22 protein-coding genes are annotated in these 26,939 nt (G+C 69.3%); 15 read left to right on the forward strand and 7 right to left on the reverse strand.

What is annotated here, in order from left to right; translation table 11 throughout:
• Positions 1–69 precede the first annotated feature (69 nt).
• On the reverse strand, positions 70–642 hold the full coding sequence (locus CA12_RS07290; RefSeq protein WP_145358193.1) for a hypothetical protein: 573 nt from the start codon (positions 640–642) through the stop codon (positions 70–72).
• 121 nt (positions 643–763) lie between these two features.
• Here CA12_RS07290 and CA12_RS07295 point away from each other — a divergent pair, with 121 nt between their 5' ends.
• Positions 764–1,432 carry a nucleotidyl transferase AbiEii/AbiGii toxin family protein gene (locus tag CA12_RS07295; RefSeq protein WP_145358194.1) on the forward strand — a complete coding sequence of 223 codons (669 nt, stop codon included), beginning with the start codon at positions 764–766 and terminating at the stop codon, positions 1,430–1,432.
• Positions 1,433–1,462: 30 nt separating this feature from the next.
• Here the strand turns inward: CA12_RS07295 and CA12_RS07300 are convergent, their stop codons facing one another.
• The 4 genes from CA12_RS07300 to CA12_RS07315 all read right to left on the reverse strand — a co-directional run bounded on the left by CA12_RS07300 (position 1,463) and on the right by CA12_RS07315 (position 8,049).
• Positions 1,463–3,514 (reverse strand): ABC transporter ATP-binding protein, encoded by a 2,052-nt coding sequence (locus CA12_RS07300; protein ID WP_145358195.1) that lies wholly within the window; start codon positions 3,512–3,514, stop codon positions 1,463–1,465.
• Between the two features lie 317 nt (positions 3,515–3,831).
• Positions 3,832–5,271, reverse strand: coding sequence for a 6-phosphofructokinase (locus CA12_RS07305; RefSeq protein ID WP_145358196.1), 1,440 nt, complete (start codon positions 5,269–5,271; stop codon positions 3,832–3,834).
• A gap of 285 nt (positions 5,272–5,556) precedes the next feature.
• On the reverse strand, positions 5,557–6,918 hold the full coding sequence (locus tag CA12_RS07310; protein ID WP_145358197.1) for a glucose-1-phosphate adenylyltransferase: 1,362 nt from the start codon (positions 6,916–6,918) through the stop codon (positions 5,557–5,559).
• Between the two features lie 114 nt (positions 6,919–7,032).
• Positions 7,033–8,049 carry a hypothetical protein gene (locus tag CA12_RS07315; RefSeq protein ID WP_145358198.1) on the reverse strand — a complete coding sequence of 339 codons (1,017 nt, stop codon included), beginning with the start codon at positions 8,047–8,049 and terminating at the stop codon, positions 7,033–7,035.
• A 99-nt stretch (positions 8,050–8,148) separates the two neighbouring features.
• Between CA12_RS07315 and CA12_RS07320 the strand changes: the two genes are divergently transcribed.
• Positions 8,149–8,673: a nuclear transport factor 2 family protein gene (locus CA12_RS07320; protein ID WP_145358199.1), complete on the forward strand. Its 525-nt coding sequence runs from the start codon at positions 8,149–8,151 to the stop codon at positions 8,671–8,673.
• A gap of 250 nt (positions 8,674–8,923) precedes the next feature.
• Positions 8,924–9,460, forward strand: a complete 537-nt coding sequence (locus tag CA12_RS07325) for a hypothetical protein (protein ID WP_145358200.1) — start codon at positions 8,924–8,926, stop codon at positions 9,458–9,460.
• A gap of 300 nt (positions 9,461–9,760) precedes the next feature.
• Here the strand turns inward: CA12_RS07325 and CA12_RS07330 are convergent, their stop codons facing one another.
• Positions 9,761–11,281 (reverse strand): Lpg1974 family pore-forming outer membrane protein, encoded by a 1,521-nt coding sequence (locus CA12_RS07330; RefSeq protein ID WP_145358201.1) that lies wholly within the window; start codon positions 11,279–11,281, stop codon positions 9,761–9,763.
• A 423-nt stretch (positions 11,282–11,704) separates the two neighbouring features.
• Between CA12_RS07330 and CA12_RS07335 the strand changes: the two genes are divergently transcribed.
• The gene (locus CA12_RS07335; protein ID WP_145358203.1) at positions 11,705–12,649 is read left to right on the forward strand and encodes a CAP domain-containing protein; all 945 of its coding nucleotides are present in this window, start codon (positions 11,705–11,707) and stop codon (positions 12,647–12,649) included.
• Positions 12,650–13,130: 481 nt separating this feature from the next.
• Here the strand turns inward: CA12_RS07335 and CA12_RS07340 are convergent, their stop codons facing one another.
• Entirely contained in the window at positions 13,131–14,600 is a 1,470-nt protein-coding gene (locus CA12_RS07340; protein ID WP_242688150.1) for a sulfatase, read from the reverse strand.
• Positions 14,601–14,760: 160 nt separating this feature from the next.
• Between CA12_RS07340 and CA12_RS07345 the strand changes: the two genes are divergently transcribed.
• From CA12_RS07345 to CA12_RS07395, 11 genes are all read left to right on the forward strand, one after another.
• The gene (locus CA12_RS07345) at positions 14,761–15,549 is read left to right on the forward strand and encodes a 3-keto-disaccharide hydrolase (RefSeq protein ID WP_145358205.1); all 789 of its coding nucleotides are present in this window, start codon (positions 14,761–14,763) and stop codon (positions 15,547–15,549) included.
• A gap of 174 nt (positions 15,550–15,723) precedes the next feature.
• Positions 15,724–17,496: a redoxin domain-containing protein gene (locus CA12_RS07350; RefSeq protein ID WP_165700607.1), complete on the forward strand. Its 1,773-nt coding sequence runs from the start codon at positions 15,724–15,726 to the stop codon at positions 17,494–17,496.
• Between the two features lie 141 nt (positions 17,497–17,637).
• The gene (locus tag CA12_RS07355) at positions 17,638–19,089 is read left to right on the forward strand and encodes a coproporphyrinogen-III oxidase family protein (protein WP_145358207.1); all 1,452 of its coding nucleotides are present in this window, start codon (positions 17,638–17,640) and stop codon (positions 19,087–19,089) included.
• A gap of 4 nt (positions 19,090–19,093) precedes the next feature.
• Positions 19,094–19,849, forward strand: a complete 756-nt coding sequence (locus CA12_RS07360) for a DUF1559 family PulG-like putative transporter (protein WP_145358208.1) — start codon at positions 19,094–19,096, stop codon at positions 19,847–19,849.
• Entirely contained in the window at positions 19,836–20,714 is an 879-nt protein-coding gene (locus CA12_RS07365) for a DUF1559 family PulG-like putative transporter (RefSeq protein ID WP_145358209.1), read from the forward strand. Before CA12_RS07360 ends, CA12_RS07365 begins: the two co-directional genes overlap by 14 nt.
• Before the next feature lie 125 nt (positions 20,715–20,839).
• Complete coding sequence (locus tag CA12_RS07370; protein WP_165700608.1) at positions 20,840–21,730, forward strand: DUF1559 domain-containing protein; 891 nt, start codon at positions 20,840–20,842, stop codon at positions 21,728–21,730.
• Between the two features lie 77 nt (positions 21,731–21,807).
• Positions 21,808–22,065: a DUF1559 family PulG-like putative transporter gene (locus CA12_RS07375; RefSeq protein ID WP_165700609.1), complete on the forward strand. Its 258-nt coding sequence runs from the start codon at positions 21,808–21,810 to the stop codon at positions 22,063–22,065.
• Between the two features lie 96 nt (positions 22,066–22,161).
• Entirely contained in the window at positions 22,162–22,737 is a 576-nt protein-coding gene (locus CA12_RS07380) for a hypothetical protein (protein WP_145358213.1), read from the forward strand.
• Positions 22,738–23,130: 393 nt separating this feature from the next.
• On the forward strand, positions 23,131–24,477 hold the full coding sequence (locus tag CA12_RS07385) for an NAD(P)/FAD-dependent oxidoreductase (protein WP_145358215.1): 1,347 nt from the start codon (positions 23,131–23,133) through the stop codon (positions 24,475–24,477).
• A 253-nt stretch (positions 24,478–24,730) separates the two neighbouring features.
• Positions 24,731–25,060 (forward strand): DUF3311 domain-containing protein, encoded by a 330-nt coding sequence (locus CA12_RS07390; protein WP_145358217.1) that lies wholly within the window; start codon positions 24,731–24,733, stop codon positions 25,058–25,060.
• 80 nt (positions 25,061–25,140) lie between these two features.
• Positions 25,141–26,928: a sodium:solute symporter family protein gene (locus CA12_RS07395; protein ID WP_145361365.1), complete on the forward strand. Its 1,788-nt coding sequence runs from the start codon at positions 25,141–25,143 to the stop codon at positions 26,926–26,928.
• Positions 26,929–26,939 lie beyond the last annotated feature (11 nt).

Genomic DNA, 26,939 nt, shown 5'->3' on the forward strand with positions numbered 1-26,939 from the left:
GCGTCGCTGCCCCCTCACCCCCGGCCCCTCTCCCCTAAAAGGGGGCGAGGGGGGACAAAAACGAACCGTTCAGGGAACCGCGGCGGTTTCGGCGACAGCGGAAGTCTCCTCGACCTGGGCCGGGGTCGTGGGGGCGGCGGGTTTGTCGACGGGTTTGAACAGCATCACCATCACCGCCCCGATGGCGGCCAGCACGAGCCCGGCGAAGAACTTCCAGTCCGGCATCGTCTTGACCGGGTGGAAGTAGAGCAGCGTGGCGATCGTGTTGACGATCGGCGCCCCGGCGAACACCAGCGGGGCGACGTACAGCGGCCCGATGCTGCCCTTGGAGGCCGTCACCGCGAAGATCACGCACAGCGCCCCCGCGGCCCCCAGACAGCCGGCGACGATACCCCAGGTGATGCCCTTGGAGTTCCAGTTCGCCGTCGGTTGGGCGGTGGGATCGGCGTTGGCGAAGATCAGCGCCAGCGGGATCAGCACCGCGACCAGGAAGTAGGCCACCCCCACGAACAGAAACGCCCGCAGGTTGGAGTGCAGCCCGACGTCCTTATCGCCCGCGGCGACGTGAATGCTGGGCACGTACGTCCCCCAGGTGAGGGCGGCCCCGGCAATAAACAGGGCGACGAGCAGCGGCTTGGACATGGCGACGAGCGGCGGGGCGGGATCGAACCGGGGGGGCGGGCGGGGATGGTAGCCGCCCCGCCGGGGGGCGCCACGGGGGCGGCCTCTTGCTGCGGCGTCCCCGAAGCCGGACCATTCTTTCATGTCACGCGCCGCGGCCCTCGCCCCGTCTGCACCAGTCGGGGTTCCGGACTACACCGAACGCCTCCGCACGGATTGGGAGTGGAAGATGGACGAAGCGGACCGCCACTTCCGCGGCGGCGGCACGGTGCGGGAAGCGTTGCAGGCGATTACGAGCCGTCTTAAGCAACTCGGCATCCCGTACGCCGTCGTCGGCGGGATGGCGGTTGTCCGGCACGGTCTCAACCGGTTTACTGACGACGTGGACCTGCTCGTGACGCGGGAGGGCTGGGAGGCGATTCACCAGAACCTCCGGGGCCGCGGCTATCTCCCGCCGTTCGAAGCGAGCAAGAACCTCAAAGATACCAGCCGCGGGGTTCGTATTGAGTTCCTCATCACCGGCCAGTATCCGGGATCCGGCAAGGAGCAGCCGGTTTCCTTCCCGGACCCCACGGACGTGGGGGAGGAGATTGACGGCGTCACGTATCTCAACCTTCCGACTCTCATTACGCTCAAGCTAGCCTCGTGGATGTCGGCGAAGGCTCGGGCGAAGGACGCGGGCGACGTTCAGGAACTCATCCGCACGCACGGTCTGACCGCGGAGTACGCGGATCAACTCCATCCCTACGTTCGAGACGCCTTCCGGGAGCAGTGCGAGGGCGTTGAGGAAGATCGACGCTCGGGGGGCTGACGCCCCCCGCTCGCCGGCGCCCCGTCCCCCTCACGCCAGGACGGCGTCGTTGCCTTCGGTTTGGAGGACGACCATGTCCGCGTAGCGGCCGCCGCGGAGCATGAGCTCCTCGTGCGTGCCGGTCTCCGAGACGCGGCCGTGCTCCAGCACGACGATCTGGTCCGCGTCGCGGATCGTGCTCAGGCGGTGGGCGATCACGAAACTCGTCCGGCCCTCCATCAACTCCGCCAGCGCCGACTGGATCAGGCGTTCGCTTTCGGTGTCGAGGTTCGAAGTCGCCTCGTCCAGAATCAAAATCTTCGGGTCCGCCAGGATGGCCCGGGCGATCGCCAGGCGCTGGCGTTGGCCGCCGGAGAGTTTGACGCCGCGCTCGCCGATGAACGTGTTCAATCCGTCCGGCATCTTCCGAATGAACTCCGCGGCGTTGGCGGCCTCGGCGGCGGCCTCCACGTCGGCGAGGGTCGCGTCCGGGCGGGCGTAGGCGATGTTGTCCGCGACCGTGCCGTCGAACAGGAATACGTCCTGTTCCACCACGCCCAGCAGCGTGCGGTAGCGCTCCACGTCGAAGTCCCGCAGGTCCGTGCCGTCCAGGGTGACGTGGCCCTCGGTCGGGTCGAAGAAGCGGGCGACGAGGTTGCACAGCGTCGTCTTGCCGGCCCCGCTGCGGCCGACCAGCGCCACCGTGCTGCCGGGCTCGGCGACGAGGTTAATCTCCTCCAGTGCTGTCTCCAATTCGTCGGCCTGATCGCCCTCCGCGGATTGCTTCCCCCGCCGGCCGGCGGGGTAGCGGAAGGTGACGTCCTCGAACTCCACGCGGCCCCGCACGCTATCCCGGGTCAATTCCACGGGGGCGGCGGGGGTCGGGAAATCGCGGTCCTCCTCCAAAATGTCCATCACCCGGTCCAGGGCGCTCAGGCCGTTCTGCAGCTGGGTGGCGCTGTTCGCCAGCACGGCGATCGGTTCCAGCAACAGCAATAAATAGGTGAGGAACATCATTAGCTCCCCGAGCGTCAATTCGCCCTGAATCACCTGATAGCCGCCGTAGGCCAGCAGCCCGGCGCTGGCGGCAGGGATCAGCGTTTCCCAGATCACCTCGATGATCCGCATCCACCACCAGACGTGCAGTTCCTGCCGGCCCATCAGGTGCTGGCCGGTCATATTGCGGCGGGTCTCGGCCTTCTGTCGGCTGAAGGCCCGGACGACGCGCATGCCGCCGAAGCTCTCCGTGGCCTGGGCGTCCACGTCCTCGCGGGTGTTGCGGACGGCCCGCCACTGAGGGCGGATGCGGTCGATCCAGGTTTTATGGGTGAGCCAGATCACCGGCATCAGCGCCACCGCCCCGGCCAGCAGGCGCCAGTCCACGAAGGCCAGGATGATCAGCGAGCCGACCAACTGCACGACCGCCCGCCAGGGGTTATAGACGCCGTTGAAGATCAGGTCGCCCACGCTGCCGCTGTCGTTCCGCAGGACGCTGGCGATGCCGCCGCTTTTGAGGTCCTGCACGCGGTTCAGCGGCAACCGCACGGCGTGTTCGAAGACTCGCTTGCGGACGCTCATCTGCACCCGTTTATTGGCCCGGGTGGCGAACCAGCGGCCCCAGAGGGAGACGCCCACCTTCACGAAGCTGATGGCCAGCACCGCCCCGACGATCACCCACAGCAGGTTCACGCGGCCCTCCGGCGTGGTGGGGGCCGGCAGGTCGACGGTATTCGTGATCCAGGCGGGCAGCGGGGTGTCGCCGAGGACGCTGTCGATGACGAACTTCGTCGCCGCCGGCGGGACCAAGCCCAGCAGCGTGCTGATCGTCAGCGTGGTCAGGGCGAAGGCGATCTCCCCCCGGTGCCCGCGGACCTGCGACCAAAAGGCCAGCGCCAGGGCCTTCGCGGAGCGGTTGCGGGGCTCCGCGTTTTTACGGCGGCGTTCGGCCCCGGCGGTCTCGGGGGCCGGTTCGTCGGCCCGTTTGCGGTCCTGGAACAGACCGCGTCGGTACTCCTCAAACCGCGCCCGGCTGGGGCGGCCGGAGCGCGAGACGGAGGGGACGCCGGAGGGGGAGCCGGGGGCAGACGGGGGGGGCGTGCGCATCGTCGGGCATCCTTACCCCCGCGGAGCGGCCGGCAACTGTCGGCGCCGTTCTGCCCTCTGCCGTGAGAGCGCGGGGAGGGCGAGTCAGCGATACACCAGAAGGTTCGCCGCGCTCTTCCCCCCTCTCCCTCGAGGGAGAGGGGCCGGGGGTGAGGGCGGGGCACGGTTCGCCCGTCTTCGTCCTCTGCGGTGACAAACCGACGGGAGAGCAGACGGACAGTGAAGGGCGTGCGGGCGTCGCTGCCCCCCTCACCCCCGACCCCTCTCCCCGAAAAGGGGGCGAGGGGAGATTGAACCACAGAGCCTGAACGTCAGTTTCATCCTTCCAAGTAGCGGATCCGTTTTTGCATGTCGACGTTCACGCTGGCGTAGCGGCGGCCGAGGTGGCCGGGTTGGAAGGTGTCGGACAGCCAGAACTCCACGTCGTCGCGGCCGAGGGCCTCGGTGAAGATCGTCCGCAGGTAGTCGCGGCCGACCTTGGAGGGGCCGAACAGGCGGTCGTCGTAGAACTCCTGGGCGACGGTGCGGGCCCGGATGATGCCCCAGCGGTCCCGCAGGCGGCTGGAGGGCAGGCTGTCGTAGGTGAAGCCGTCGCGTTCGCTGAAGTTGATGATGCTGACCGCGTTCGTCTGCCCCTGGTGGAGCATGTCGACGGCGTGGCCGCCGGACTGCACGGCGTGGAAGCGGTCGAAGGCGACCGGCCGCCCGCCCCGCTGGGTGTGGCCGATTTTCCGGGTGAAGATGGCCCGCTCGGCTTTGTCGTGACGGTTGGAGCCGCGGAAGTAGTCGTCGCCCAGGCGGGCCACGAGCTGCCGCTTTAATTCCTCCGCGGCGCCCTGGAAGAGGACGTTGCCGCTGGGGTCCGTGCTGGCGGCCTTGGCGCCGAGCTGCTCGCCGCTGGCGTCCCGCACGCCCTCGCCGACGACCAGCACGACGTTTTTCTGCTGATCGTAGAGCCGCTTCACCTCGTGTTCGACGGCGTCCAGATCGATGGGCACCTCGGGGATGAGGATCATGTCCGGCTGGCCGTAGGCGCTGCCCAGGGCGATGAACCCGCTGTCTCGGCCCATCACCTCGACGATGGCGATGCGGCGGTGGCTCTCGGCGGTGGTGCGAATCCGCTGGACGCCCTGCACCACGACCAGCACCGCGGTGGCGTAGCCGGGGGTGGCGATGTTCACCATCGTGTCCCGACTGACCGACAGCGGGCCTTTCCGCTTGATATACGTCGGGGCGGCGCCCGCGGCGTCCTGGTTCGGGTCGTCGTTGGAGGCGACGGGGTCCTGACGGAGCCAGTCGCTGGGTTCGCCGTCGTAGTTGAGGCCGAGGTCGTTATCGATCGTTTTGGGGGCGAGCACGCAGGGGAGGAACTCGCTGATCGGCTGCATGCCGTTGATCGTGCCGTCCCCGCCGACGCAGATCAGGGCTTCGATGCCCTCGTCGTCGGGGCGGGGGCCGGATTTGACGCGGAGGAGCCGGTCCACGGCGATGCGGCAGTCCTCGAAATTGTTCTCCCCGATATAATGGCGGCTGCTGCCGAGGATCGTGCCGCCGTTGTGCGGCTGCAGTTCCGGGATCGGTTGGAGCAGCGGATTGAGCCGCACGTGGGGTACGCGGGGATCCGTCATCCCGCTGAAGCCCTTCATGATGCCGGTGACGGCGATGCCCAGCTCGCTGGCCCGGCGGGTCACGCCGTAGAGGGTCGCGTTGAGGGCGGGCGTGTCGCCGCCGGCGGTGAGAACGCCGAGGTGCTTCATCGGATCGTGCGGGAGCGAGAGGTACGGGGAACCGACGAGCGTGACGGGAGTCTAAATCTTCGTCCGCCCGGGCGCTCCCCCGGGGTCGCGGTTCGGACTCCCCTCGCCCCCTTTTGGAGGAGAGGAGTCGGGGGTGAGGGGGCAGTGATTCCCGCACGCCGTTCATGGTCCGCCTCGCTCGCCCGCCGGTCGGCTTGCCACGGCATGAGCGGAGACGGGCGAACCGCTCGCCCACCCTCACCCCCGGCCCCTCTCCCTCAAGGGAGAGGGGAGCAGAATGGCCCCTCAGGCGCTGGCGGTGGTGGCCTCGACGCCGCGTTTGGCGGAGTCGCTGTCCGGGGTCCAGCCGTCGGGCAGTTCGGTGTTCTTGGGCAGCACGAGGATGCCGTCCCGCAGCACGCCCCAGTTGTAGTCGGCGTCCTTGGCGTAGCGGGCGCCGGCGGCGGGGGCGGGGGGGGCGAAGTGGATGTTCCGGCCGATGCGGCAGTTCTTGTCGACGATCGACCCGTCGACGGTGCTGCCGTCGCCCACGCCGACCGGCGGGCGGCCGGCGGCGAAGTCGTCCTCGCGGTGCCCGGCCTCCTGATAGAAGTCCGCCCCCATCACCACGCTGTTGCGGATCGTCACGCCGTCGCCGATATAGGACCGCAACCCGATCACGCTGTTTTCGATGGTGCAGTTCTTCCCGATGATGCAGCCGTCGGAGATCAGGCTGCCGGTGATCGTCCCCCCGCCGATCCGCGAGGAGGGCAGATAGCGGGACTGCGTATAAATCGGGGCGGCGGCGTCGGCGAAGTCGAAGGGCGGGTTCGGCCCGGCCAGCGCCAGGTTCGACTCGTAGAAGCTGCGGATCGTGCCGATGTCCTCCCAGTAGCCGTCGAACAGGTGGGCCTGCACGTGCTTGGATTGAATCGCCCGGGGGAACACCTCCTTGCCGAAGTCCTCCGCGTCGTCGGCCTTTAAGAGTTCGACCAGCACGTCGCGGTCGAACAGATAGATGCCCATGCTGCCCAGGCAGTCGCGGCCGTTGGATTTGATGCCGTGGGCGTCCATCCAGGCGGGGTCGGTGCGGACGGCGTCGATCGCGGCGTCGGTCTGGGGTTTCTCCGTGAAGTCGGTCACGCGGCCGTCGTCGTTCAGCGTCATGATGCCGAACCCCCGGGCCTGCTGCCGGGTCACCGGCAGGGCGCCGATGGTCACGTCCGCCTTGGCCTTTTTATGGGTCGCCAGCATTTTGGCGTAATTCATCCGGTACAGCTGGTCGCCGGAGAGGATCAGCACGTGCTTGACGCCGTGCTGTTCGATATACCGCAGGTTCTTGCGGACGGCGTCCGCGGTGCCCTGGTACCAGTCGTGCTCCGCCTCGTCCTGCGATTGCTGGGCGGCGAGGATCTCCACGAAGCCCCCGCCGAAGCGGTCGAACTTATAACTCTCGCGGATGTGCCGGTGCAGCGACACGCTATTGAACTGGGTGAGCAGATAAATCTGCTCCAGCCCGCTGTTCAGGCAGTTGGAAATGGGGATGTCGATCAGCCGGAACTTCCCGGCCAGCGGCACGGCCGGCTTGCTGCGGAGTTCGGTCAGGGGAAACAGCCGCGTGCCTTTGCCGCCGCCGAGGATCAGACTGATGAGGGACGAACGGGCCATCGCGGCGCTGCGTGGTGTGCGGAAAGTCGGTCGGGTGAGGTCGGGCAGGACCGTACCGATCCGCCGCCGCGGTTCCCACCGGGCGGGGGACGGGCGAATCCCCCAGACCGCCCCTCACCACAGCATTTCCGGCTCGATCAGCGGGAGATAATACTCCACCGCGTGATCGCTCAGGCGGCCGCCGAGGCCGTTGCGGCCGAGGAGGTTGGGGATGGGGTCGTCGCCGTGGGTCAGGAACGTCCATTTGCCGACCGCCAAGTTCGTCTCGGCGGCGTTGGGGGCGCCCAGCAGGACGCAGGCGACGTGGGCGTTGGAGAGCCCCCGCCGTTGGCGGTTCGTCAGGATCGCGTGCAGTTGGGCGCCGCCCTGGGAGTGGGCGATCACGGTGATCGGCCGCGGCTCGTCCAGTTTCGAGCGAAGCTCCTTTTCAATCCCGACGTTTAGATCGGCCATGTTCAGCAGCGTTTCGCAGGCGTCGCCGACGCAGCCGTTCGTCTGGTTGTGCCAGACCAGCACCACCGCCCCGAGGCGGTCGGCCAGCGCCTGCCCGGTTTGCAGGGCGCGGTCCTCGTCGGTCATCGCCCCGTTGAGAAGGACGATCGGGGATCGCGTGTAGCGAATCGGGATCGGCCGGCCGTCGGCGTCCACCCCGGGCCGGACCGCGGTGAAGCCGCGTTCCCGCAGCGGCGTCGCCCAGTCGACCAGCATGTAGAGGTCGAGGACCTCGTTGCGGGTCAGCGCCCGCAGCGGGCTGTGCACGTCCGTCGGGTCCAGCCCGGCCCGCAGTTCGCGACGGGCCCGCTCCGGGTCGATCGGCAGCGTGGCGAAGTACCGGACCGGCACGTCGGCCAGCCGTTCGACCCGGCGCAGCGCGCACTCCGCGTGCGTCTCCACCCGCTCAGCGGCCTGTTCGATCTCGAGACGGGCCGGCTGGACGAAGCGGTCGTCGACGGCCCGGCCGCGATCGCGGATCTGTTCGACTGTTGCGGCGAGCGTCGCCTCGGCCTGCTCCAACCCGTCGTCCGCCCGCACGGTCTCCGGCGCGACAGCGCCGACGAACAGCGCCACGGCGAACGTGGCCGCGACGCCGGTGCGGACGGGACGAGGCGGCCGCGAGCGTCGGCGATCCATCGGGCCGGGGGCGTTGGGGGGAGCGGGGCGGGTTGCATCGTACCGGGGCGCAGGTCCAATCCGGAGACGCCGCTTTCACCCCGTGCCCGGATCGCCCCGATGCTCGCCGTCCTGCCCCCGCTGCTGCTCGCCGGTTTGCTGGCCGCCCCGCCGACGGAACCCGCCGTTGATGTGTCGGCCGCCCGGACCGCCGCCGAACTCGACGCGTTCTGGGCCGAGGCCGCCCGCACGGTCCGCAATGGGGACGCCGCCGGCTACACAGCCCTCTACCACCCGGACGCCGTGTTCGTCAGCGACGTGAAGGGCACGGTCGCCCCGATCGCGGAGCAGTTGGAGAAGTGGAACCCCGGCTTCGAGGAGACGAAAGCCGGCGAAACGGTCGCGGAGGTGTCGTTTCGCTTCACCCAACGCCTGCACGGCCCCACGACCGCCCACGAGACGGGGCTGTTCCGATACGTCTCCCATGCTCCCGGGGCGACGGGCGAGCCGGCGTTCGTGCGGTTCGAGGCCCTGCTGGTCCGCGGCCCGGACGGCTGGCGGTGGGTGATGGAACGCCAGCTCGGGGTCGTCACGGAGCGGGAGTGGGAGGCGGCGAGGGCGGCCGCGGAGACCCTGCGTAGATGAGGTGAGAAACCGGTGGGCGGAAGCAGGAAGGCTGGGGCGATTTTTCGGGATTGACAGAGTGGGGCAGTTCCATCGGTTGCGATGAGGTTGCGGGGCACGTACCGTCCCCCGCTTCGCCGCCGGAGCGGCGTCCGCAAGTCCGACGGAAGTGCGACTCGCGGCCCGCCCCCCGGCATCTCCCAGGTACGCACATCCCGGTTCTCAAAGGCCGGAGCGCTTTCCGCGTACCTTCCCAAGACCCCGGAGAGACATGACGATTCGCCCCCTCCTCGGTTCCGCCCTCGGCCTCGCCGCGGCTCTCGTCGCGGCCCCGATCGCCTCCGCCCAGTTGCCGCAAGGCGTTGTGCTGAACCCCGGCGAGCGCCTCGTGACGCCGCAGGCTCAGTCCACGGCTCGCATCCAGCAACCGGTCCGCGTTCAGCAGCCGACGCGCTACGCCGCCCCGCAGTACGGCATTCAACAGGCCGGCGGCATCCAGCAGGCCGGCGGCGTGCAGTACGCGGCCCCGAACCGCTACGTCACGCCGACTCAGTACTCGGCGCCGGCGCCGCAGCAGGGTTCAATGGTCGGCGGCAGCGATCAGGCCCGGGCCCAGCAGGAGGCGAACATGATGGCCTCCCGCGGCATCCGCGGGCACGTCGGCGGCACGATCGGCGCCTTCGAGGGCGTCGGCTGGTCCTCCGGCGGCACGCCCAACACCTGCACCCCGAGCCGTCCGATGCGGCTCACCGCCGACGCCATCGCCCGCGGCCCCGGCGGCGTGTACCGCGTCCGCGCCTGGCGCTGAGGAACCGGCAGGGCGTCGCCCTACTTCCCCCCTCTCCCTTGAGGGAGAGGGGTCGGGGGTGAGGGTGGCGCACGGTTCCTACGTCTCCGCTCTCTGCGGTGACGAACCCGGCGATGCACGAGCAGACGGACCGTCAGCGGCATGCGGGGGTCACTGCCCCCTCACCCCCGGCCCCTCTCCCCCAAAAGGGGGCGAGGGGGGACGCGTTGCCTGCGGAACCCACCACGCAAACGCCCCGGCGGTCCCGCGAAACTCGCGGGACCGCCGGGGCGGCGTGCGTTCGGGCTCCGCCGCAGCGGCTTACCACTCCAGACCCAGCGTGAGGTTGAAGCCGGTGAAGCCGACGTTGCCCTCCGCCGAACCGGGGCTGCCCACGCCGCCCCAGACGTGGCCCTCGTAGGCCAACTGGGTGAAGAACAGCGTGTTGGGGTTCACCCAGGCGCTCCATTCGCCGCCGACCTGCAACTCGCCGGTCGGCACGAAGTCGTTGCGGGTGGAGGAGCCGGTGAGGACCTGGCCGCCCTGGCTGACGCGGGCGTCGGTTTCGTTCTCGCCGGCCAGCAGCGAGATGCGGCCGGCGCTGACGAAGGCGAAGCCGCTGTTGCCGATCGGGCGGCGGGCCTCGGCGAAGCCGGTCAGGCCGGCGCCGTGGAACGCCATGGAGCTGCTAGCCTCGCCGGCGTTCCGGCCGACCACCGTGGCGGAGTATTCCTGATCCAGCCGGGCGAACCGCAGGCCGCCGCCGGTGTTCAGCAGCCAGTTGCCGGCCCGCAGGCGGCGGGTGGCGTCGACGTCGAAGTTCGAGAACTGCACTTCGCTCTCCGTCATCAGCACGTTGCCGGCGCCGGCCGTCACCACGCCGGAGGGGGAGTTGGTGTCCAGGGCGAACAGCGCCGGGATCGCGGCGCTGGTCACGCCGGGGGCGGCGTTCACGGTCGTGCCGGCGAACTCCTGGCGGTCGGAATCCGCTTCCAGCCCGCTCCAGGTCACCCGCAAACCGACGGCGTCCGGGCGGATCAGCTCCGCATAGATGCGGGAGCCGGAGGCCAGATCGAAGTCGAAGTCCTGCCGCATGCTGGCGACGCCCTGGCCGGTGGGGGTGCGGGTGACCGCGGCGGTGGCGTCGCCCTGGTGGGGGCGGAGGAAGAGGAAGGCGTACCCGGCGCTGAGGCCGCAGGCCTGCTTGGCGGTGGCGTTCGTGTAGAACTTGCCGCACCGGCCGAACTTATTGCACACCACCGGCCCGCCGCAGGCCAGATCGCCCTCGCAGGTCGGGTCACAGGTGGCGGGCGTGCAGCCCGTGGTTCCGCAGGAGCCGCAGACGTCGTTGTACAGCCCGGCGCCGTAGCCGCCGCCGTACCCGCCGCTCACGCCGGAGTCGTAGATCACCCGGCCGTAGGGGCTGCCGGCGTCGCAGCCGACGTCGCAAGCTCCGTCGCAGACGCTGTCGGAGACGATCGGGCCGGCGTAGGTGGGGTCGTCGAAGACGTACCCCCCGCCGCCGGGCGACGGGTATTGGGTGGATCGCATCACCGGATAGGACTCCGCGACCATCTCCCCGCCGGTCATGGGATAGCCCGCCCCGGGGCCGCCCATTACGGGACCGCCCATCGGGCCGCCGACGAAATCTCCGCCGGCGGAAGCGGTTCGGTACGCGGTGTGCATCTGAGGATCGACGTGCCCGCCGCCCCCTGCACCGCCATCCAGCACGATCGCCTCCCCGGCGGGGACGGCGTACTGCTGGGCGAACGCGTGCGGAGCGGCGCAGAGGGCCGCCCCGGACAACAGGGCGGTCGTCAGCGAGCGGGCGACGGTGGGCATCGGAGCAGACTCCGGCCGGGAGGCGCGGCGGGCCGCGGACGATGCGGCGGGGACCCGGGGCTCGACCCCCGACCGTCCCGCTGCGAACAGCGGGAACGAATCGGGAACCGGGCGCGAATGGATCGCCGCGGCGAACGTCCGCGAGGCGTGCGGCCTCGGGCGTGAACGGATTGAAACAGGGTGCTTTGGAGAGCGGCAGGGGGTGTAGGTCCGCCGGTGCGCGGCCGTCAAGAACACTTCGCGCCCTGATTTTGCGCACGCGAATCCGGTCCCTTTCGGGCCGCGGCGGGCCTTTGGCTCAAGGTTCGGTTCGCGGACGCAATCCCGGTTCGATGCGGGGGCGTCGCTGGGGATCGACCCGATGGAGGCCCGGCGGCGGGGGTTCATACTGGGCCGTCCGCCCCGCTTCGCCCCCGTCGTGTCATGCCGCTCGCTCCGACCGCCCCGCTGCTCGCCGCCCTGTTGACGCCGGGACTGCTATTTCAGGACGCCGTCGTCCCCCCCGCCGCCCCGCCGGCGCCCGCGGACGCCCCGGCTGAAACCACGGCGGAGCCGGCGGACGAGCACGGCACGATCAAACTCCCCCCCACCGGCGGGGAACGCCGCACCGCGGACCGGGCCGATCTGGAACAGGCGGAGAAAATTATCATCGACCTCACCAACGAGTTCCGCAAGAAGAACGATTTAAAGCCCGTGACCCGCGACGAAACGCTCGCGGAGGCGGCGGAGAAGTTCGGGGCGTATCTCGCGCAGCAGGGCGTGTTCGGGCACCGGGCCGGCGGGACCAAGCCGTCGGAGCGGGTCACGGCGGCCGGCTACGACTACTGCACCGTGCGGGAGAACCTCGCCTACCACTTCGACACCTTCGGCTTCAAAGCGGAGAAGCTGGCGAACGAATCCGTCACCGGCTGGATTAATTCCCCCGGCCACCGGGCCAACCTGCTCGCCGAGGACGTGACCGAGACCGGCGTCGGCGTGGTGCACGACGCGGAAAGCGGCCGGTATTTCTCCGTGCAGCTGTTCGCCCTGCCGGCGAGCGCCGCCGTGCAATTCGAAGTCGAGAACCGCACCGGGGCGCCGCAGACGTATCGAGTGGGGGATCGAGAATATACGCTCCCCCCGCGCTACGTGCAGACGCATAAAAGCTGCTCCCCCGGCGCCGTGAAGGTCGTGTTGAACCCCGCCCCGCCGTCCGCCGCGACGGGGACCGAGGGCGAGAACGCCGACGCCGCGTCCGGGCCGACGTTGGAGTTGTCCTCCGGTCAGGTGTTAATCCTGCGGTCCGGCCCGGACGGCGGCGTGGACCCGGAGGTCTGGACTCCCCCGGCGGAGGAGACTGAGGAAACGAACGGGACGACGCCCCGCTGACGCGGTTTTTCTCCCCTCTCCCTCAGGGAGAGGGGCCGGGGGTGAGGGTGAGGCACGGTTCCTACGTCCCCGCTCTCTGCGGTGACGAACCGGTCGACGGGCGAGCAGGCGGACCGTGAACGGCGATCGGGCATCACTGCCCCCTCACCCCCGACCCCTCTCCCCCAAAAGGGGGCGAGGGGGGACGCGAGAGCGGGAGTTTGAGCGTCGGTCGGCTCGCTCTTCCCCCCTCTCCCTCGAGGGAGAGGGGCCGGGGGTGAGGGTGAGGCGTGGTTCGCCGGTCCCCGCTCTTCGCAGTGACGCACCGGACGACGGACGAGCCGGCGGACGGTGAACAGGGTTCGGGAGTCGCCGCCCCCTCACCCCCGACCCCTCTCCCCCAAAGGGGGGCGAGGGGGGCACAGGTCAGCCAAGCCTGAGATTGGTTCGCCTCGCTCTTCCCCCCTCTCCCCGAAAAGGGCGGCGAGGGGAGACGGAACCCTCACCGGCCCTGCGGGCGGCGTTTCGGGCGGTCTTTGTCTGAGGGGGCGTTCGGGGCGTAGTCGGTCGGCAGGCGTTTTTGCAGCGGGCCGAAGGCGGGCGGACGGTCGGCGTGCGTCAGCAGGTTGCGGTATTCGCCGGGGTCGGCGGCGTGGTCGTACAGTTCTTCGCCGCCGTCTTTGTAGTGGATCAGGCGGAACCGCGGCCCCCGCACGCTGGTGTTGCCGCGGCCGTGGGTGGTGACCGCGACGTGCTCCCACGCGGCGTCCGGGTCCTCCAACAGAGGCCGCAGGCTGGGGGCGTCGAACTCTCCGGCAGGGGCGACGCCGCACAGGTCGCACAGCGTGGGGAACAGGCTCGTCAGTTCGACCGGGGCGTCGCACCGCGTTCCCGCGTCGGTCACGCCGGGGGCGACGATCATCAGCGGCACCCGGGTGGCCCGCTCCCAGAGGGTGAACTTCCGCCAGTGCTCCTTCTCGCCGAGGTGCCAGCCGTGGTCGCCCCACAGCACGATGATCGTGTTGTCCGCCCGGCCGGAGGCGTCCAAGGCGTCCAGCAGCCGGCCGACCTGCCCGTCGGCGTAGCGGATGTTCGCGAGGTACGCCCGCACCGCGGCGCCCCACTGGTCAGCCTGAGTGACGGCGGCGTGGTCGCCGTCCGGCTTCGCCATCCGCACGCCGGCGGGCGGCAGGTCGCTCAGATCGTCCTTCGGCGCGGCGGGCAACGTCGGGTTCTCGGGGACGGCGTCGAAGTATTTCTGCGGGACGAACCACGGCAGATGCGGGCGATACAGCCCGACGGCGGTGAACCGCGGGGCGTCGCCGGCCGGGTCGTCTTTGATTACGCCGGTCGCCCAATCGACGAGTTGGGTGTCGCCCATCGCCTCATCGCCGACCTCCAACGGGGCCCAGTCGAAATGACCGCGGCCCAGTCCGTTGGCGGTGCCCCCCTTCGCCTCGTGCGGCACGGGGAAGCCGGGGAGGGGGAGGTATTCGTGCCAGAAGCGTTCGTCCTTCAAGCCCGGGTTGCCGCCGTGGAACAACTTGCCGCCGGCCCGCACCCGATAGCCGGCGTTCTTGAAGGTCTCGGTGAGAACCGGCACGTCCTGCGAAGCGGCGTACCAGTCCTGATCGTTCACGTACAGCCCGGTCGTGGTGGGCCGCAGGCCGGTCATCACCGCCAGCCGGCTGGGATTGCAGGCCGGGGCGGCGCAATGGGCATTGGTGAACAGCGTGCCGCGGGCGGCGAGGCGGTCGAGGTGCGGCGTGTGCGTGTCCGGGTGCCCGCCGGCCAGCGGGCTGCGGTCGTTCGTCAGGCAGCCGATCCAGTCGTTCAGATCGTCCACCGCGATGAACAGCACGTCCGGCCGGGCCGGGGCCTTCGCCGGGGCGTCCTCCGCGGGAGCCGGGCGGGCGGCGGCGAGCCAGAGCAGAGCGAGGGCGAAGACCGCGACCCCGCGGGAGCTGAGCACGAAACGCATCGGGGCCTCGGGAGCGAATCGGGGCGAAAAGGGGCGAACGCCCCACCCTGACGAGCTTCCGCGATCGGTACAACATGCCCCGGACTCCCATTAGAGTTTGTCGATCGCCCCGTCGTTCGGGGTTCCCGCCCCCTTTCACCCCGCCTGTTCCATGCTCGCCCCGACGCTCGCCGCGGCCCTGGTCGCCCCGGCCCTGCTGCTCGCCGCCCCCGATCACCACGAAGAAAAGGCGTCCTCCGGCGCCACGGTCCTGTTCGACGGCTCCTCCACCGACGCCTGGGAGAAGTACACCGGCGGGGAGATCGGCTCCAAGTGGGTCGTCGAAGACGACGCCCTGCACTTCCTCGGCAACGAGGGCCAGGGCAGCGGCGGGGACATCCAGACCAAGCAGACCTTCGGCGACTTCGACCTGCGGTTCGAGTTCAAGGTCGCCGAGGGCGCTAACAGCGGCGTGATCTACGGCGTGGTCCCCAAGAAGGGCGAGCCGGCCTACAAGACCGGCCCCGAGTATCAGATCCTCGACGACTCCAAGCACGGCGACGGCAAGAACCCCAAGACCAGCGCCGCCGCCCTGTACGCCCTGTACGCGCCGCAGGTGCATAAAACCTGCCCCGCGACCGGCGCCGTCCCCTGCCCGCACACCCCCAAGCCGATGAAGGCCGTTGGCGAGTGGAACAGCGGCCGGATTGTGAAGACCGGCGCCCGCATCCGCCACTACCTCAACGGCGTGAAGGTGGTCGACGTGCGGCTGGACTCCCCCGAGTTCAAGGAAGCCGTCGCCAACAGCAAGTTCAAGGGGTGGAACGAGTTCGCCCAGCCGCTCGCCAAGAATGAGAAGACCCGCATCGTGCTGCAGGACCACGGCAACTCCGTCTGGTTCCGCAACGTGACCGTGCAGAAGCCGACCCTCACCGAAGACGGCCCGCTGCTGGAAGGCTGAACGCCGACGGAACTGAACTGAACCGAGCTGAACCGAGCTGAACCGAGCTGAACCGAGCTGAACCGAGCGGTTCGGCGAAACGTTCGCACCGCGGCCGGGGTTCCTTCGGGAGCCCCGGCCGCTTTGCGTAAGATGGCCGCCGACGGCCCCTTCCCTCTTCGCACCGGACGCTGCATGTTCGTCGCCCCGCTCCTGTTCGCCGCCCTCGCCGCGGGCGACGTCGCCCTGACGCCCGTCCCCTTCCCCGCGGACGCCGAACTGCGGGACGTGCACGGGGCCCGCACCACGCTGGGCGCGGCGCTCGCCGACGAGAGCGGCGAACCGGCCCGGGCCGCGGTGATCGTGTTCGTGGGAACCGAGTGCCCGCTGGTGCAGATCACGGCCCCCCGGCTGCGGGCCGTCGCGGAGGAGGGTCGGAAGGACGGCGTGCGGCTCGTGCTGGTCGACGCCAACCGGCAGGACTCGCTGAGCGACCTCGCCGAGTTTCGCACCCGGCACGAGTTCGACAAAGCCGGCGTGCCGGTCCTCAAAGACCCCGGTAACACGCTGGCCGACGCGCTGAAGGCCGAACGCACGCCGGAGGTGCTGATCTTCGGTCCGTCGGGGAAAGACGGCCGCACGCTGCGGTATCGCGGGCGGATCGACGATCAGTACGGCGTGGGCACCGCGAAGGCGTCCGCGTCGCGGGATGATTTCGGCCTCGCATTGGCCAGCGTGCTGAAGGGCGAACCGGTCGCGGAGCCGGCGACGGAGGTCGTCGGCTGCAAGATCGGCCGCGCCCGCGAGGTCGATCCGAACGCCGCCGTCACCTGGGCGAGCGGTCCGGACGGGGCTCCCGGCGCCGCGGCGGTGATCTTCGACAAGTGCGCCCCCTGCCACCGCCCCGGCGAGGCGGCGCCCTTCGCCCTGCTGGACTACGAGGAAGCCGCCGGCTGGGGGCCGATGCTGGCCGAGGTCGTCAAAGAGGACCGCATGCCGCCCTGGCCCGCCGACCCGGCCCACGGGGAGTTCAGCAACGACGCCCGCCTCTCCGCCGCGGAGAAGGAAACGCTGCTGACCTGGGTGAAGGCCGGCTGCCCCGAGGGCGACGCCGACGCCGCCCCGGCCCCGCCGACGTTCGCCGAGGGTTGGCGGATCGGCGAGCCCGACGCCGTCTTCGCCATGGCCGACGAGCCCGCCCAGGTGCCGGCCGAGGGGGTGATCGATTACCGCTACCTCCGCGTCGACCCGGGCTTCACCGAAGACAAATACGTCGTCGCCGCGGAGCCCCGGCCGGGCAACCCGGCGGTGGTGCATCACATCATCGTGCGGGTGATCCCGCCGGACGCCAACAAGAAGATCAACGCCGGCGACGCCCTGATCGGCTACGCCCCCGGCCTGCCGCCGATGCAGCTCAAGCCCGGTCAGGCGTTCAAGATCAAAGCCGGTTCGCAGTTCCTGTTCGAAATGCACTACACCGCCAACGGCCGGCCGGCGACGGACCTGTCGCACGTCGGGTTAAAGTTCCTCGACCCCGCGGAGTTCGGCGGGGAGGAGAGCCTCACGCTGGTCCGCAGCGAGGCCGTGATGACCCACCGCTTCGAGATCCCTCCCGGGGCGAAGTCCCACGAAGTGACGGCCTCCCGCAAGGCCCCCGGCGACTTCACCCTGCTGGCCCTCACCCCGCACATGCACTTCCGCGGCGCCAGTTTTCGCTACGACCTGACGACGCCCGACGGCGAGACGAAGACCCTACTGAACGTGCCGGAGTACGACTTCAACTGGCAGCTCCGCTACGACCTCGCCGAGCCGCTGCGGGTGAAGAAGGGCTCCACGATCACCTGCACGGCGACCTTCGACAACAGCGCCGGCAACCCCCGCAACCCGGACCCGACCGTCGCCGTCCGCTGGGGCGAGCAAAGCTGGGAAGAGATGATGATCGGCTTCCTGCTGATCGCCTCGGAGTGAGGCGGCCCGGGGGTCGTAGGGCGAGGGACGGAGGGCGAGGGGCGTCGGCCTGACGGCGTGCGGGGGGTTCCGGCGGTCCCCCACGCGTCGGCGCTGGCCGATCCGCTACAATGGAGAACCGACCTCCCCACGCTGATTGTCATGCCCGATCTCGCCCCCGCCGACGCTGACGCCGCCGACCAGGCGCTGCCGAACCGCCTGCCCGTCGTCGACTCCGCCGCAGAGGCGAAGTCGACCGGCGACGGCTGCGACTCGAACGGTTCGACGACCACCACCCAGGCCAAGGGCTCCACGGAGGTCGGCAGCTACTTCGTCTCGAACTACCCGCCGTTTTCCCAGTGGACGAAGGAGGCCGTGCCCGCGGCGCTGGACGCCCTGAACGGCAAGCCCCCGAGCGGGGCGATCGACCCGTCGATCCCGCTGGGGTTGTATATCCACATCCCCTTCTGCCGGAAGCGCTGTAAGTTCTGCTATTTCCGCGTCTATACGCAACAGAACGCCAAAACCGTGCGGGGCTACGTGGACAGCCTCGAAGCGGAGTTCGCCAAGCTAGAAAACACGCCCGGCGTGCAGGGCCGGGAGCTGGAGTTCGCCTACTTCGGCGGCGGGACGCCCAGCTATTTGAGCAGCAAACAGCTCCGCAGCATGCGGGACAAGCTGCAAACGCACCTGAACTGGGAGACCGCCCGCGAGGTCACCTTCGAGTGCGAACCCGGCACGCTCAACGAGGAAAAAGTCCAGACCCTCAAGGAGATCGGCGTCACCCGCCTGTCGCTGGGGATCGAAAACTTCGACGACACAATCCTGGAGGTCAACGGCCGGGCCCACCTTACGCCGGAGGTTTATCAGGCGTGGGAGTGGATCAAAGCGGCCGACTTCCCGCAGGTGAATATCGACTTGATCGCCGGGATGATCGGGGAAACGGACGAGAACTGGCAGCGGAACTTGGAGGAGGCCGCCAAGCTCGAGCCGGACAACGTGACCGTCTATCAGATGGAGTTGCCGCACAACACGATTATCTCCAAGGAGATTAAAGAGCTGGGCGTCGACAGCCCCATCGCGGACTGGGACACCAAGCGCCGCTGGATGGACGAAACGATCGATTTCCTCGCCGGCTACGGCTACGTGCCGTCCTCCGGCAACGAGTTCGTCAAGAGCCGAGAAAACGATCGTTTCGTCTACCGGGACAGTCTGTGGCGCGGCGCCGACCTGCTGGCGACCGGCGTGAGCAGCTTCGGGCACTTCCAGGGGGTGCATTATCAGAACCTGGATAAGATCGACGATTATCAGGCCGCCGTCGCCGCCGGCGACTGGCCGATCAACCGGGCGCTGGTGCCGTCCAAGCATCAGCAGCTCATCCGCGAGTTCGTGCTGCAATTGAAGGAGGGCCGCGTCCACGTCCGGCCGTTCCGCGAAAAATTCGGCGTGGACCTGCGAGAAGAGTTCGCCGAACCCCTGAAGAATCAAACCGCCGCGGGCTATCTGAACGTCGAGGGCGACGAGATCGTCCTGACCCGCAAGGGCCTGCTGCAAACCGACAGCCTGCTGCCCGAGTATTTCGAGGAGCAGTTTAAGCGGGTGCGTTACACGTGAGCCGATGAGCGCACCGTCCGCCGACCCGCCGCAGAAGCCGTCGTGGACGGTCTCTCAGGAACTCGCCTGGGTCTTCGCGGCAGGTTTGGCCGGGGCGATCGGGGCGTGGGCGTTGGTGGCGGAGAACAGCCGAAGGCCGCACCGGACGATCGACTCGCAAAACGATGCCAAGCACCAAGCCTTGGCGGTGACGAACTATCACATGGGGCACGACGCCTTCCCCCCGTACGGAGGGGACGCGGCACTGGATGCCCCGCCGGTCGCCTGGATGACGGCGATCCTGCCGCAGATGGACGAGCGGGCCCTGCACAGCCGCATCGACTTTCAAAAACCGTTCGACGCCCCGGCGAACGCGGCGGTGTTCTCGAAGGTCGTGCGCTCCTATACCTCGCCGTTCGTCGGGGACGCCCCGCTGCCCAGCGGCCTCGCCCCGGCCCACTATGCGGGGAACGAACTGGTGTTCGTGCCGGGTCTGACGCTCGACGCCATCGGGCAGGCGGACGGCCTCACGCAGACGATCATGCTCGCCGAGGTAAACGCCGCCACCGGTGCCCCGACCGCCTGGGGCGACCCGGACAATTTGCGGTCCGCCGCGGCCCCGACGAACGGCCCGACCGGCTTCGGGGCGAACGGCCCCGGGGGGGGCGTGGTCGGTTTCTGCGACGGTCGGGTGACGAACTTCAACCCGGACATGGACCCCGCCGTCCTCGCCGCCCTCGGCACGCCGGACGGGGGGGAGGCGATCGATGCCGAGTTTTGAGACCACGCCGGAAGAACTCGCCGCCGCTCCGCGGTGGGGGCGCTGGCTCCTCGCGGCGGCGGCGTTGGGGCTGTCGATCTCGCTGATTCTGCCCTCGCTTGAGCAAGATCGCGGCGGCCACTACAGCGTGGTTCAAAACCGTTACAAACAAACCGGCCTGGCGCTGATTAACTTTCATACGGCCCACGATCGTGCGTTTCCCACCCCCGCGTTGGCGGCGGAGGTCGCCGGGGCCGGGAACCCCGTGCCGTCGTGGCAAACCGTGTTGCTGCCGTACGTCGATCGGCGGGAGGAATGGCGGGCCTACGACCTCACGCAGCCCTACGATCACCCGGCGAACGCCGCGGTCGTGGGGACGGAGGTCAATGAATTCCTCAACCCGCACGAGCATTACGAGAGCCACGCCGCGGCGGGCGGGTTCGGGCTGAGCCACCTCGCCGGCAACGTGCACGTGCTGGGCGAGGGCGGAGCGGGAGAACTGCGGCAGTTCCGGGACGGCACGACGCAGACGCTGCTCGTCGGGCAGGTCGCGGGGTTCTATCATCCTTGGGCGGACCCGACGAACCTGCGGGATTCGGCCGCCGGGTTCGGGTTCGGTCCGCGGCAGTTCGGGGGGCCGCAGTACTCCACGGACGAGGGCGCCGCAGCGATGGGGGGGGCGTTGGTCGTGCTCGGGGATGGTTCAGTGAACTACCTCTCCGCGGAGATGGACCCGGCGGCGTTCGCGGCCCTGGGCACGCCGGACGGCGGGGAGCGGTTGGAGGAATGGGATCTGATGGGCCTCAGCCGGGTCGAGTGGGAGCGGCAGCAGGAACGGCAGCGCCGCTGGGCCGAGGCGGGTTCGGAACTGCGGTCGTCGCCCTGACGGCTTCGGCGGTCCTGGCGGGGCTCCGATCGGCGGCGCCGGATCGGTTTGCGGCGGCGGCGGCGTCCGGGCGAGAATCGTCCGTTGAATTGTTCGTCCCCGCGTCCCCGGATTGCTTCCCCCCCATGGCCGACCGCTTCGACGACGACTTGAACGGCGGCCTCCCGCCCCGGCGGCCCCGCTCCGACCAAGACCGCCCGCAGGCCGTGCGGCCGGCGGGGACGCGACGGCCGTCGGGCCAAAAGCAGGGGATGAGCGGCTGGATGATCGCCGGCATCGTCGCCCTGTGCACCGTGCCGGTGCTGTGCTGCGTGATCGGGATCTTGGGTTCCCTGCTCCTGCCCGCGGTGCAGCAGGCCCGGGAGGCGGCCCGGCGAAGCCAGGATCAGAACAATCTCAAGCAGATCGGATTGGCGGGGCACAACTTCCACTCGACCCACGGCGCTTTTCCCCCGCACACGCGGCCCGACGGCGTGAACCTCGCTCGCGTCCCCGGATCGGGAAGCCCCGACAATCCCCGTATGGCTTGGATGACCGCCATGCTGCCGTACATCGATCGCGGCGACGTGTGGAGCCGGGTGGACCCGTCGGTTCCGTTCGACGATCCCGCCGCCGCGCCGGTGTACGAAACGCAGATTCCGGTTTACCTCTCCCCGGCGGCGGCGCCGCCGGAGGGCGGGCTGGCCCCGGCCCACTACGCCGGCAATGTGCAGGTCTTGGCCGAGGACCATAGCGGCATGATACGGGACATCACCGACGGCATCTCCACCACGATTTACGCCGGCGACGTGGACCCGCTCAACGGGAACCCCGCCGCGTGGGGCGATCCCGACAACCTCCGCGATCCCGCCGACGGGCTGAACGTCCCCGGCGGATTCGGGGCGACCTGGCCCGGCGGGGTGCAGTTCGTCATGGGGGACGGCTCGGTGCAGTTCATTTCCGAATCGATCGACCCGGCCGTACTGGAGGCCCTCGCCACCCCCGACGGCGGGGAATCGGTCACCGGCGGGTTCTGACAATTTTCGACCGTCCCGCCGGACGCCTCTCGAACGTTGTCGGGGCCGTCCGGAGGAATCGTTCACGAATGGCAGGAATGACTTCGGACCCAAAGACGCCGCCGGCGCCGCGTCGCCGGCGGTCGTGGACGCTGATCGGGCTGCTGATCGCGGCGGCGCTAGCGTTGCTCGTCGGGGCGGCGGTGGCCGTCGCGCTCGTGCCGCCCCTACTCCAGCAGCAGCGGGAGGCCGCCCGCCGGACGCAGGTTCAGGAGAACCTACGGCGACTCGGGGAAGCAATTCAGGCCTATCATCAAACCCATCCGGGGCTCCCGGCGCCGGCCGAGCCGGAGTGAATCGGCGCCGCCGACTGGCACCCGGGGCGGTCGGGCGGCAAGAATCCCCCCCGCGCCCCCGGTCAGTTCGTCCCCGGTTTCCGCCCGCCGTCGCTTGTGAACGCCCTCGCCGAACTCGACTCGCTGACGGCGCTGTTCCCCGAGCCGCCCGCGGCCCCGGGCGGGACACCCCTCGGTCCCCTATTGGCCGCCGCGGAGCACGTCCCCCGCAGCGCCGTGCCGGAGCCCTACCGCACGCTGCTGGACCACCACACCCACATGACCGTCACCATGGAGCGGTTCCACGGCGGGCCGGTCGCGGTGCGGGTGCTGGACGAGAAGTGGGACGCCGGCAAGTACTGCCGCAAGATCACCCTCGTCCGGGAGCCCGAACGCCCCGGCGAGCAGGAACGCGTCGTGCAGTTCGGCTTCGTGCGGTTCGATCTGTCGTACCTCGACCCGGAGCCGCGCGAGGAGATCCTCGGCGGCGAGATCCCGCTGGGTCGGGTGCTGATCGAGCACGACGTGCTCCGCGAAGTGGACCTCGGGGCGCTGCTGAAGCTCACCGCCGGCCCCGGCCTCGCCCGGCACCTGGGGATCAACGAGGGCGACACGGCCTGGGGCCGGCTGGCGACGATCTTCACCAACGGCAAACCGGCGCTGGACCTGTTGGAAGTCGCCGCCCCCGTGTGAGGCGGCGGGACGGCCTCGCGGCCGCTTCCTCATTCTCCCGTCTCCCTTGAGGGAGAGGGGCCGGGGGTGAGGGTGACGCACGGTTCGCACGCCTCCGCTCTCTGCGGTGAGGCGGCGGTCGAACGGAGTGCAAACGGACGGTGAACAGGGTTCGTGAGTCGCTGCCCCCTCACCCCCGACCCCTCTCCCCTAAAAGAGGGGCGAGGGGGGACGGATCAGCCAAGCCTGAGAGCGGTTCGCCCTGCTCTTCTCCCCTCTCCCTCCGGGCGAGGGGAGATTGCGTCGACGAACCGGCCTGTTGGGCCCCTGCCACGGCCCGGTAGAATGCGGCGTCGGGATCGGCCCCAGTCGATCCGTTACCGTTCGCCCCGCTTCGCGGTTGCGCTCCCTGCCATGATCCAAACCACCACCCCCGAGTCCGACGGCCGCGTGCAACCGGAGGTGGCGGAGCGTTACGACGCCGTGGTGATCGGCGGCGGCCCCGCCGGTTGCAGCGCCGCCGCGGTCCTCGCCGAGGCCGGCAAAAAGACGCTGCTGCTGGAACGCCAACCGGCCGGTCGGTTCCACGTGGGCGAATCGCTCATTCCGGAGACGTACTGGAGCCTCAAGCGGCTCGGGTTGCTCGACCGGATGAACGAGACCGGGTTCGTCAAAAAATACTCGGTGCAATTCGTGAACGAGATGGGCAAGGAAAGCGCCCCGTTCTACTTCGATCTGGACGCGATGGGCCGCCCCAACGGCAAAGAGGGCGCCCAAACCTGGCAGGTCGAGCGCGGCCAATTCGACCGCATGTTGATGGAGCGGGCCGAGGAACTGGGCGCGACCGTCCGCACCGACGCCCACGTCCTTGACGTGCTGTGGGACGGCGAGCCGCTGACCGCCGACGGGCAGGTGAACGTCGACGCCAGGGCCGCGGGGGTGAAGGTGAAGTTCGGCCGCGGCGAGGCGGCCTACACCCGAGAGATTCAGTCCGACGTGTTGATTGACGCCTCCGGGCAGACGGCCTTCATCGGCCGCCGCCTCGGCACGATGCAGCCGGACCCGAACCTCAAAAAGGGCACGATCTGGAGTTACTGGGAGAACGCGGACCGCCAGCCGGACAACCCCCGCGACGACGGTTGCACCCTCGTCATTCACGGGCAGGGCAAGAAAACCTGGTTCTGGTACATCCCGCTGGGCGACGGGATTACGTCCGTCGGCTGCACCGGCGAGATGCCGTACCTGTTCGGCCCGCACCGCTCCACCCCGACGGAGACGTACGAGTCCGAAATCGCCACCGCCCCCGGGATCGCCAGGCGCCTGAAGAACGCGACCCGCGTGCGGGACGTGTTTTCCACGAAGGACTTCACGTATTACAGCAGCGTGGGCGCCGGCAACGGCTGGGCGCTGGTCGGGGACGCCTTCGGGTTTATCGACCCGGTGTACAGCTCCGGCGTTTTCCTGGCGCTGGACAGCGGCGTCCGCGGCGCCGAAGCGGCCGTGAAGGCCCTCAATGTCGGCGATACGTCCGCCGCGACGCTGGGCGCCTGGCAGCCGGAATATAAGAAGGGCGTGGAGAACTTCCGCAAGCTGGTCTACGCCTTCTACGACGAGGGCTTCAGCATCGGCGGTTTCCTGCGGGACTTCCCGCAATATAAAATGGGCGTCGTGGACGTGCTGATCGGCAACGTCTTCCAGCCGGAACTGGACGAGATGTTCCAGCACATGCCCCAAAGCCGCCGGGCGACCACCGCGGCGTAATTTCGGGGTGTAGTTCGACAGCGCGAGGCGCGAACCGGGGCGGGGCGACGCGGCTTGCGTCGCCCCGCCCCGGTTCGCGCAGTTGGTGCGGCGGTGCATGCCTGCGGTGCGTCCGTCGAGGACCGCCTTCAGGCGGCGTAGCGTGACGGATCGGTCCGCTCGGGTGTGAGACGCCGCGGGCGCCGGTACACTCCCGGCCCGCCTCGCCCCGTTGGGGGCGACCCGCCCGGCCGCCTCGCCCCGGACCCCGCCCGTGAAAATCCTTGTCTGGTCGCTGGTCGCCCTCCTGGTGGTGCTCCACCAGGACGTGTGGCTCTGGGACAATGATTCCCTCGTGTTCGGCTTCATCCCGATCACGCTGCTGTATCAGGCGTGCATCTCCGTGGGCGCCAGCCTCGTCTGGCTGCTGGCGGTCAACGTGGCCTGGCCGATCGACGAAGACCTGATCCCCGATGCCGTGCCGACGGACGATCCGAAGGGGCCGGGGACGGACCGCGTGCCGGTCTCCGAACGTCCGATTCCCAAAGCCAAAACGAACCCTCGCCACGCCGGCGGCGACGAGATGCAGGGAGCCCCCGCGTGACCGACTTCGTCTTTCCCCTGTTGGCGCAGGCGGCCCCCGCGGCCCAGAACGCGGCGGAGGCGGGCGTCGATCCCGGCTCCATCTGGCGCGTCGTGATCATCGTCGCCTATCTGCTGTTGCTGCTGGCCCTCGGGCTGGGGGCCGGCCGGCTGTTCACCGGGTCCAGCGAGGATTACCTGCTGGCCTCGCACAGCATCGGCCCGTTCCTGCTGTTGATGAGCCTGTTCGGCACCACGATGACCGGGTTCGCCCTCGTCGGCAGCAGCGGGGAGGCCTACGCCTACGGCGTGGGCATCTACGGCCTGCTGGCCAGCAGCAGCGGGATCGTGCACTCCCTCTGCTTCTTCGTGCTGGGGGTGAAGCTCTGGGGTTGGGGCAAGAAATACGGCTATACCACGCAGGCCGGGTTCTTCCGGGACCGGCTGGACAGCCGCAATATCGGCCTCGTGCTGGTGCCGATTCTGGTGGGCCTCGTGATCCCGTACCTGCTGGTCGGCGTGATCGCCGGCGGCAAGGCGATCGAGGGCGCCACCGCGGGCGACTTCCCGCAGCTGTTTGAAAGCACAAAGGGCGCGATCCCCGCCTGGCTGACGGAGCTGGTCGTCTGCGGCGTGGTGCTGACCTACGTCTTCGCCGGCGGGATGCGGGGCACGGCCTGGGCGAACGCCTTCCAGACCTGCCTGTTTATGATCCTGGGCGTCGTGGCGTTTTATATCATCGCCACCAAAATGGCGGAGTCCGCCGTGGAGGCCGGCCGCGTGCAATACGCCAGCGGGCCGAACGAGGGCGAACTGCGGACCGAACCGCCCGAGGGCTTCTTCGACAGCCTGCGGATCGTCTCCAGCGAAATTCCCCGGGCCAAACGGGTGCGGGCGGAGGTTTCCGACGACGCCGACCTGATCGGCACCGTCGAGGCCCCCGCAGTCTTCCGCAAACGGGAGGGGCTCGACCCCTGGCAGTTCGCCACCTACCTGCTGATCCCGTTCAGCGTGGGGATGTTCCCGCACCTGTTCCAACACTGGCTGACCGCCAAGAGCGCCGCCACGTTCAAACTGCCGGTGGTGGTGCACCCGACGTTCATCGCGATCGTGTGGGTGCCCTGCGTGTTGATCGGGGCCTGGGCGACGACGGGGCTGGTGGACCTGCCCCCGCCGTTCATCTTTGACGAGGTTCAGATCGAAGCGAAGCGGGACGCGTTGATCGCGGAGGGGATGACCCCCGCCGCGGCCGACGCCGCCGTCGCCGAACTCGGCCCGGAGGGCAGCGCGAACAAGGTGCTGGGCTACATGGTCTCCAAGCTGTCCGGCAAGATCCTCGGCGGGTTCCTGCTGGCCGGCGTGCTGGCGGCGATCATGAGTTCGCTGGACAGCCAGTTCCTCTGCATCGGCACGATGTTCACCAAGGACCTGGTCGAATATTACGCCCCCGCGGGAAAATATACCGACCGGCAAACCGTCGTGATGAGCCGCGGGTTCATCATCCTGATAGTCGCCGTGACCTACGTGCTCAGCCTGCTGATGGGCGACAGCACGCGGGTCTTCCCGCTGGGAATCTGGTGCTTTAGCGGGTTCGCCTCACTGTTCCCGATCATCTTCCTGGCGGTCTATTGGCGGGGCCTGACGAAGTGGGGCGCCTACGCCGGCATCCTGGCGGCGGCCGGCACCTGGGCGGCGATGTTCTATGCCGCGGACTTCGCCGCGAATGCGGACTATTACCTGTACCTGCCGATCCCCGGTTATCGCACCGTGCAGTTGATGCCCGTCACCGGCATGTTCCTCGCCAGCGCCCTGGCGACCGTGATCGTCTCGCTCGTCACCCCGAAGCCGAGCGCGGCCACCCTGGCGAAGTTCTTCCCGGAGAAGGTTTAAGCTTCAAGATC

The sequence above is a fragment of the Alienimonas californiensis genome (assembly GCF_007743815.1).
GTDB lineage: Bacteria > Planctomycetota > Planctomycetia > Planctomycetales > Planctomycetaceae > Alienimonas > Alienimonas californiensis.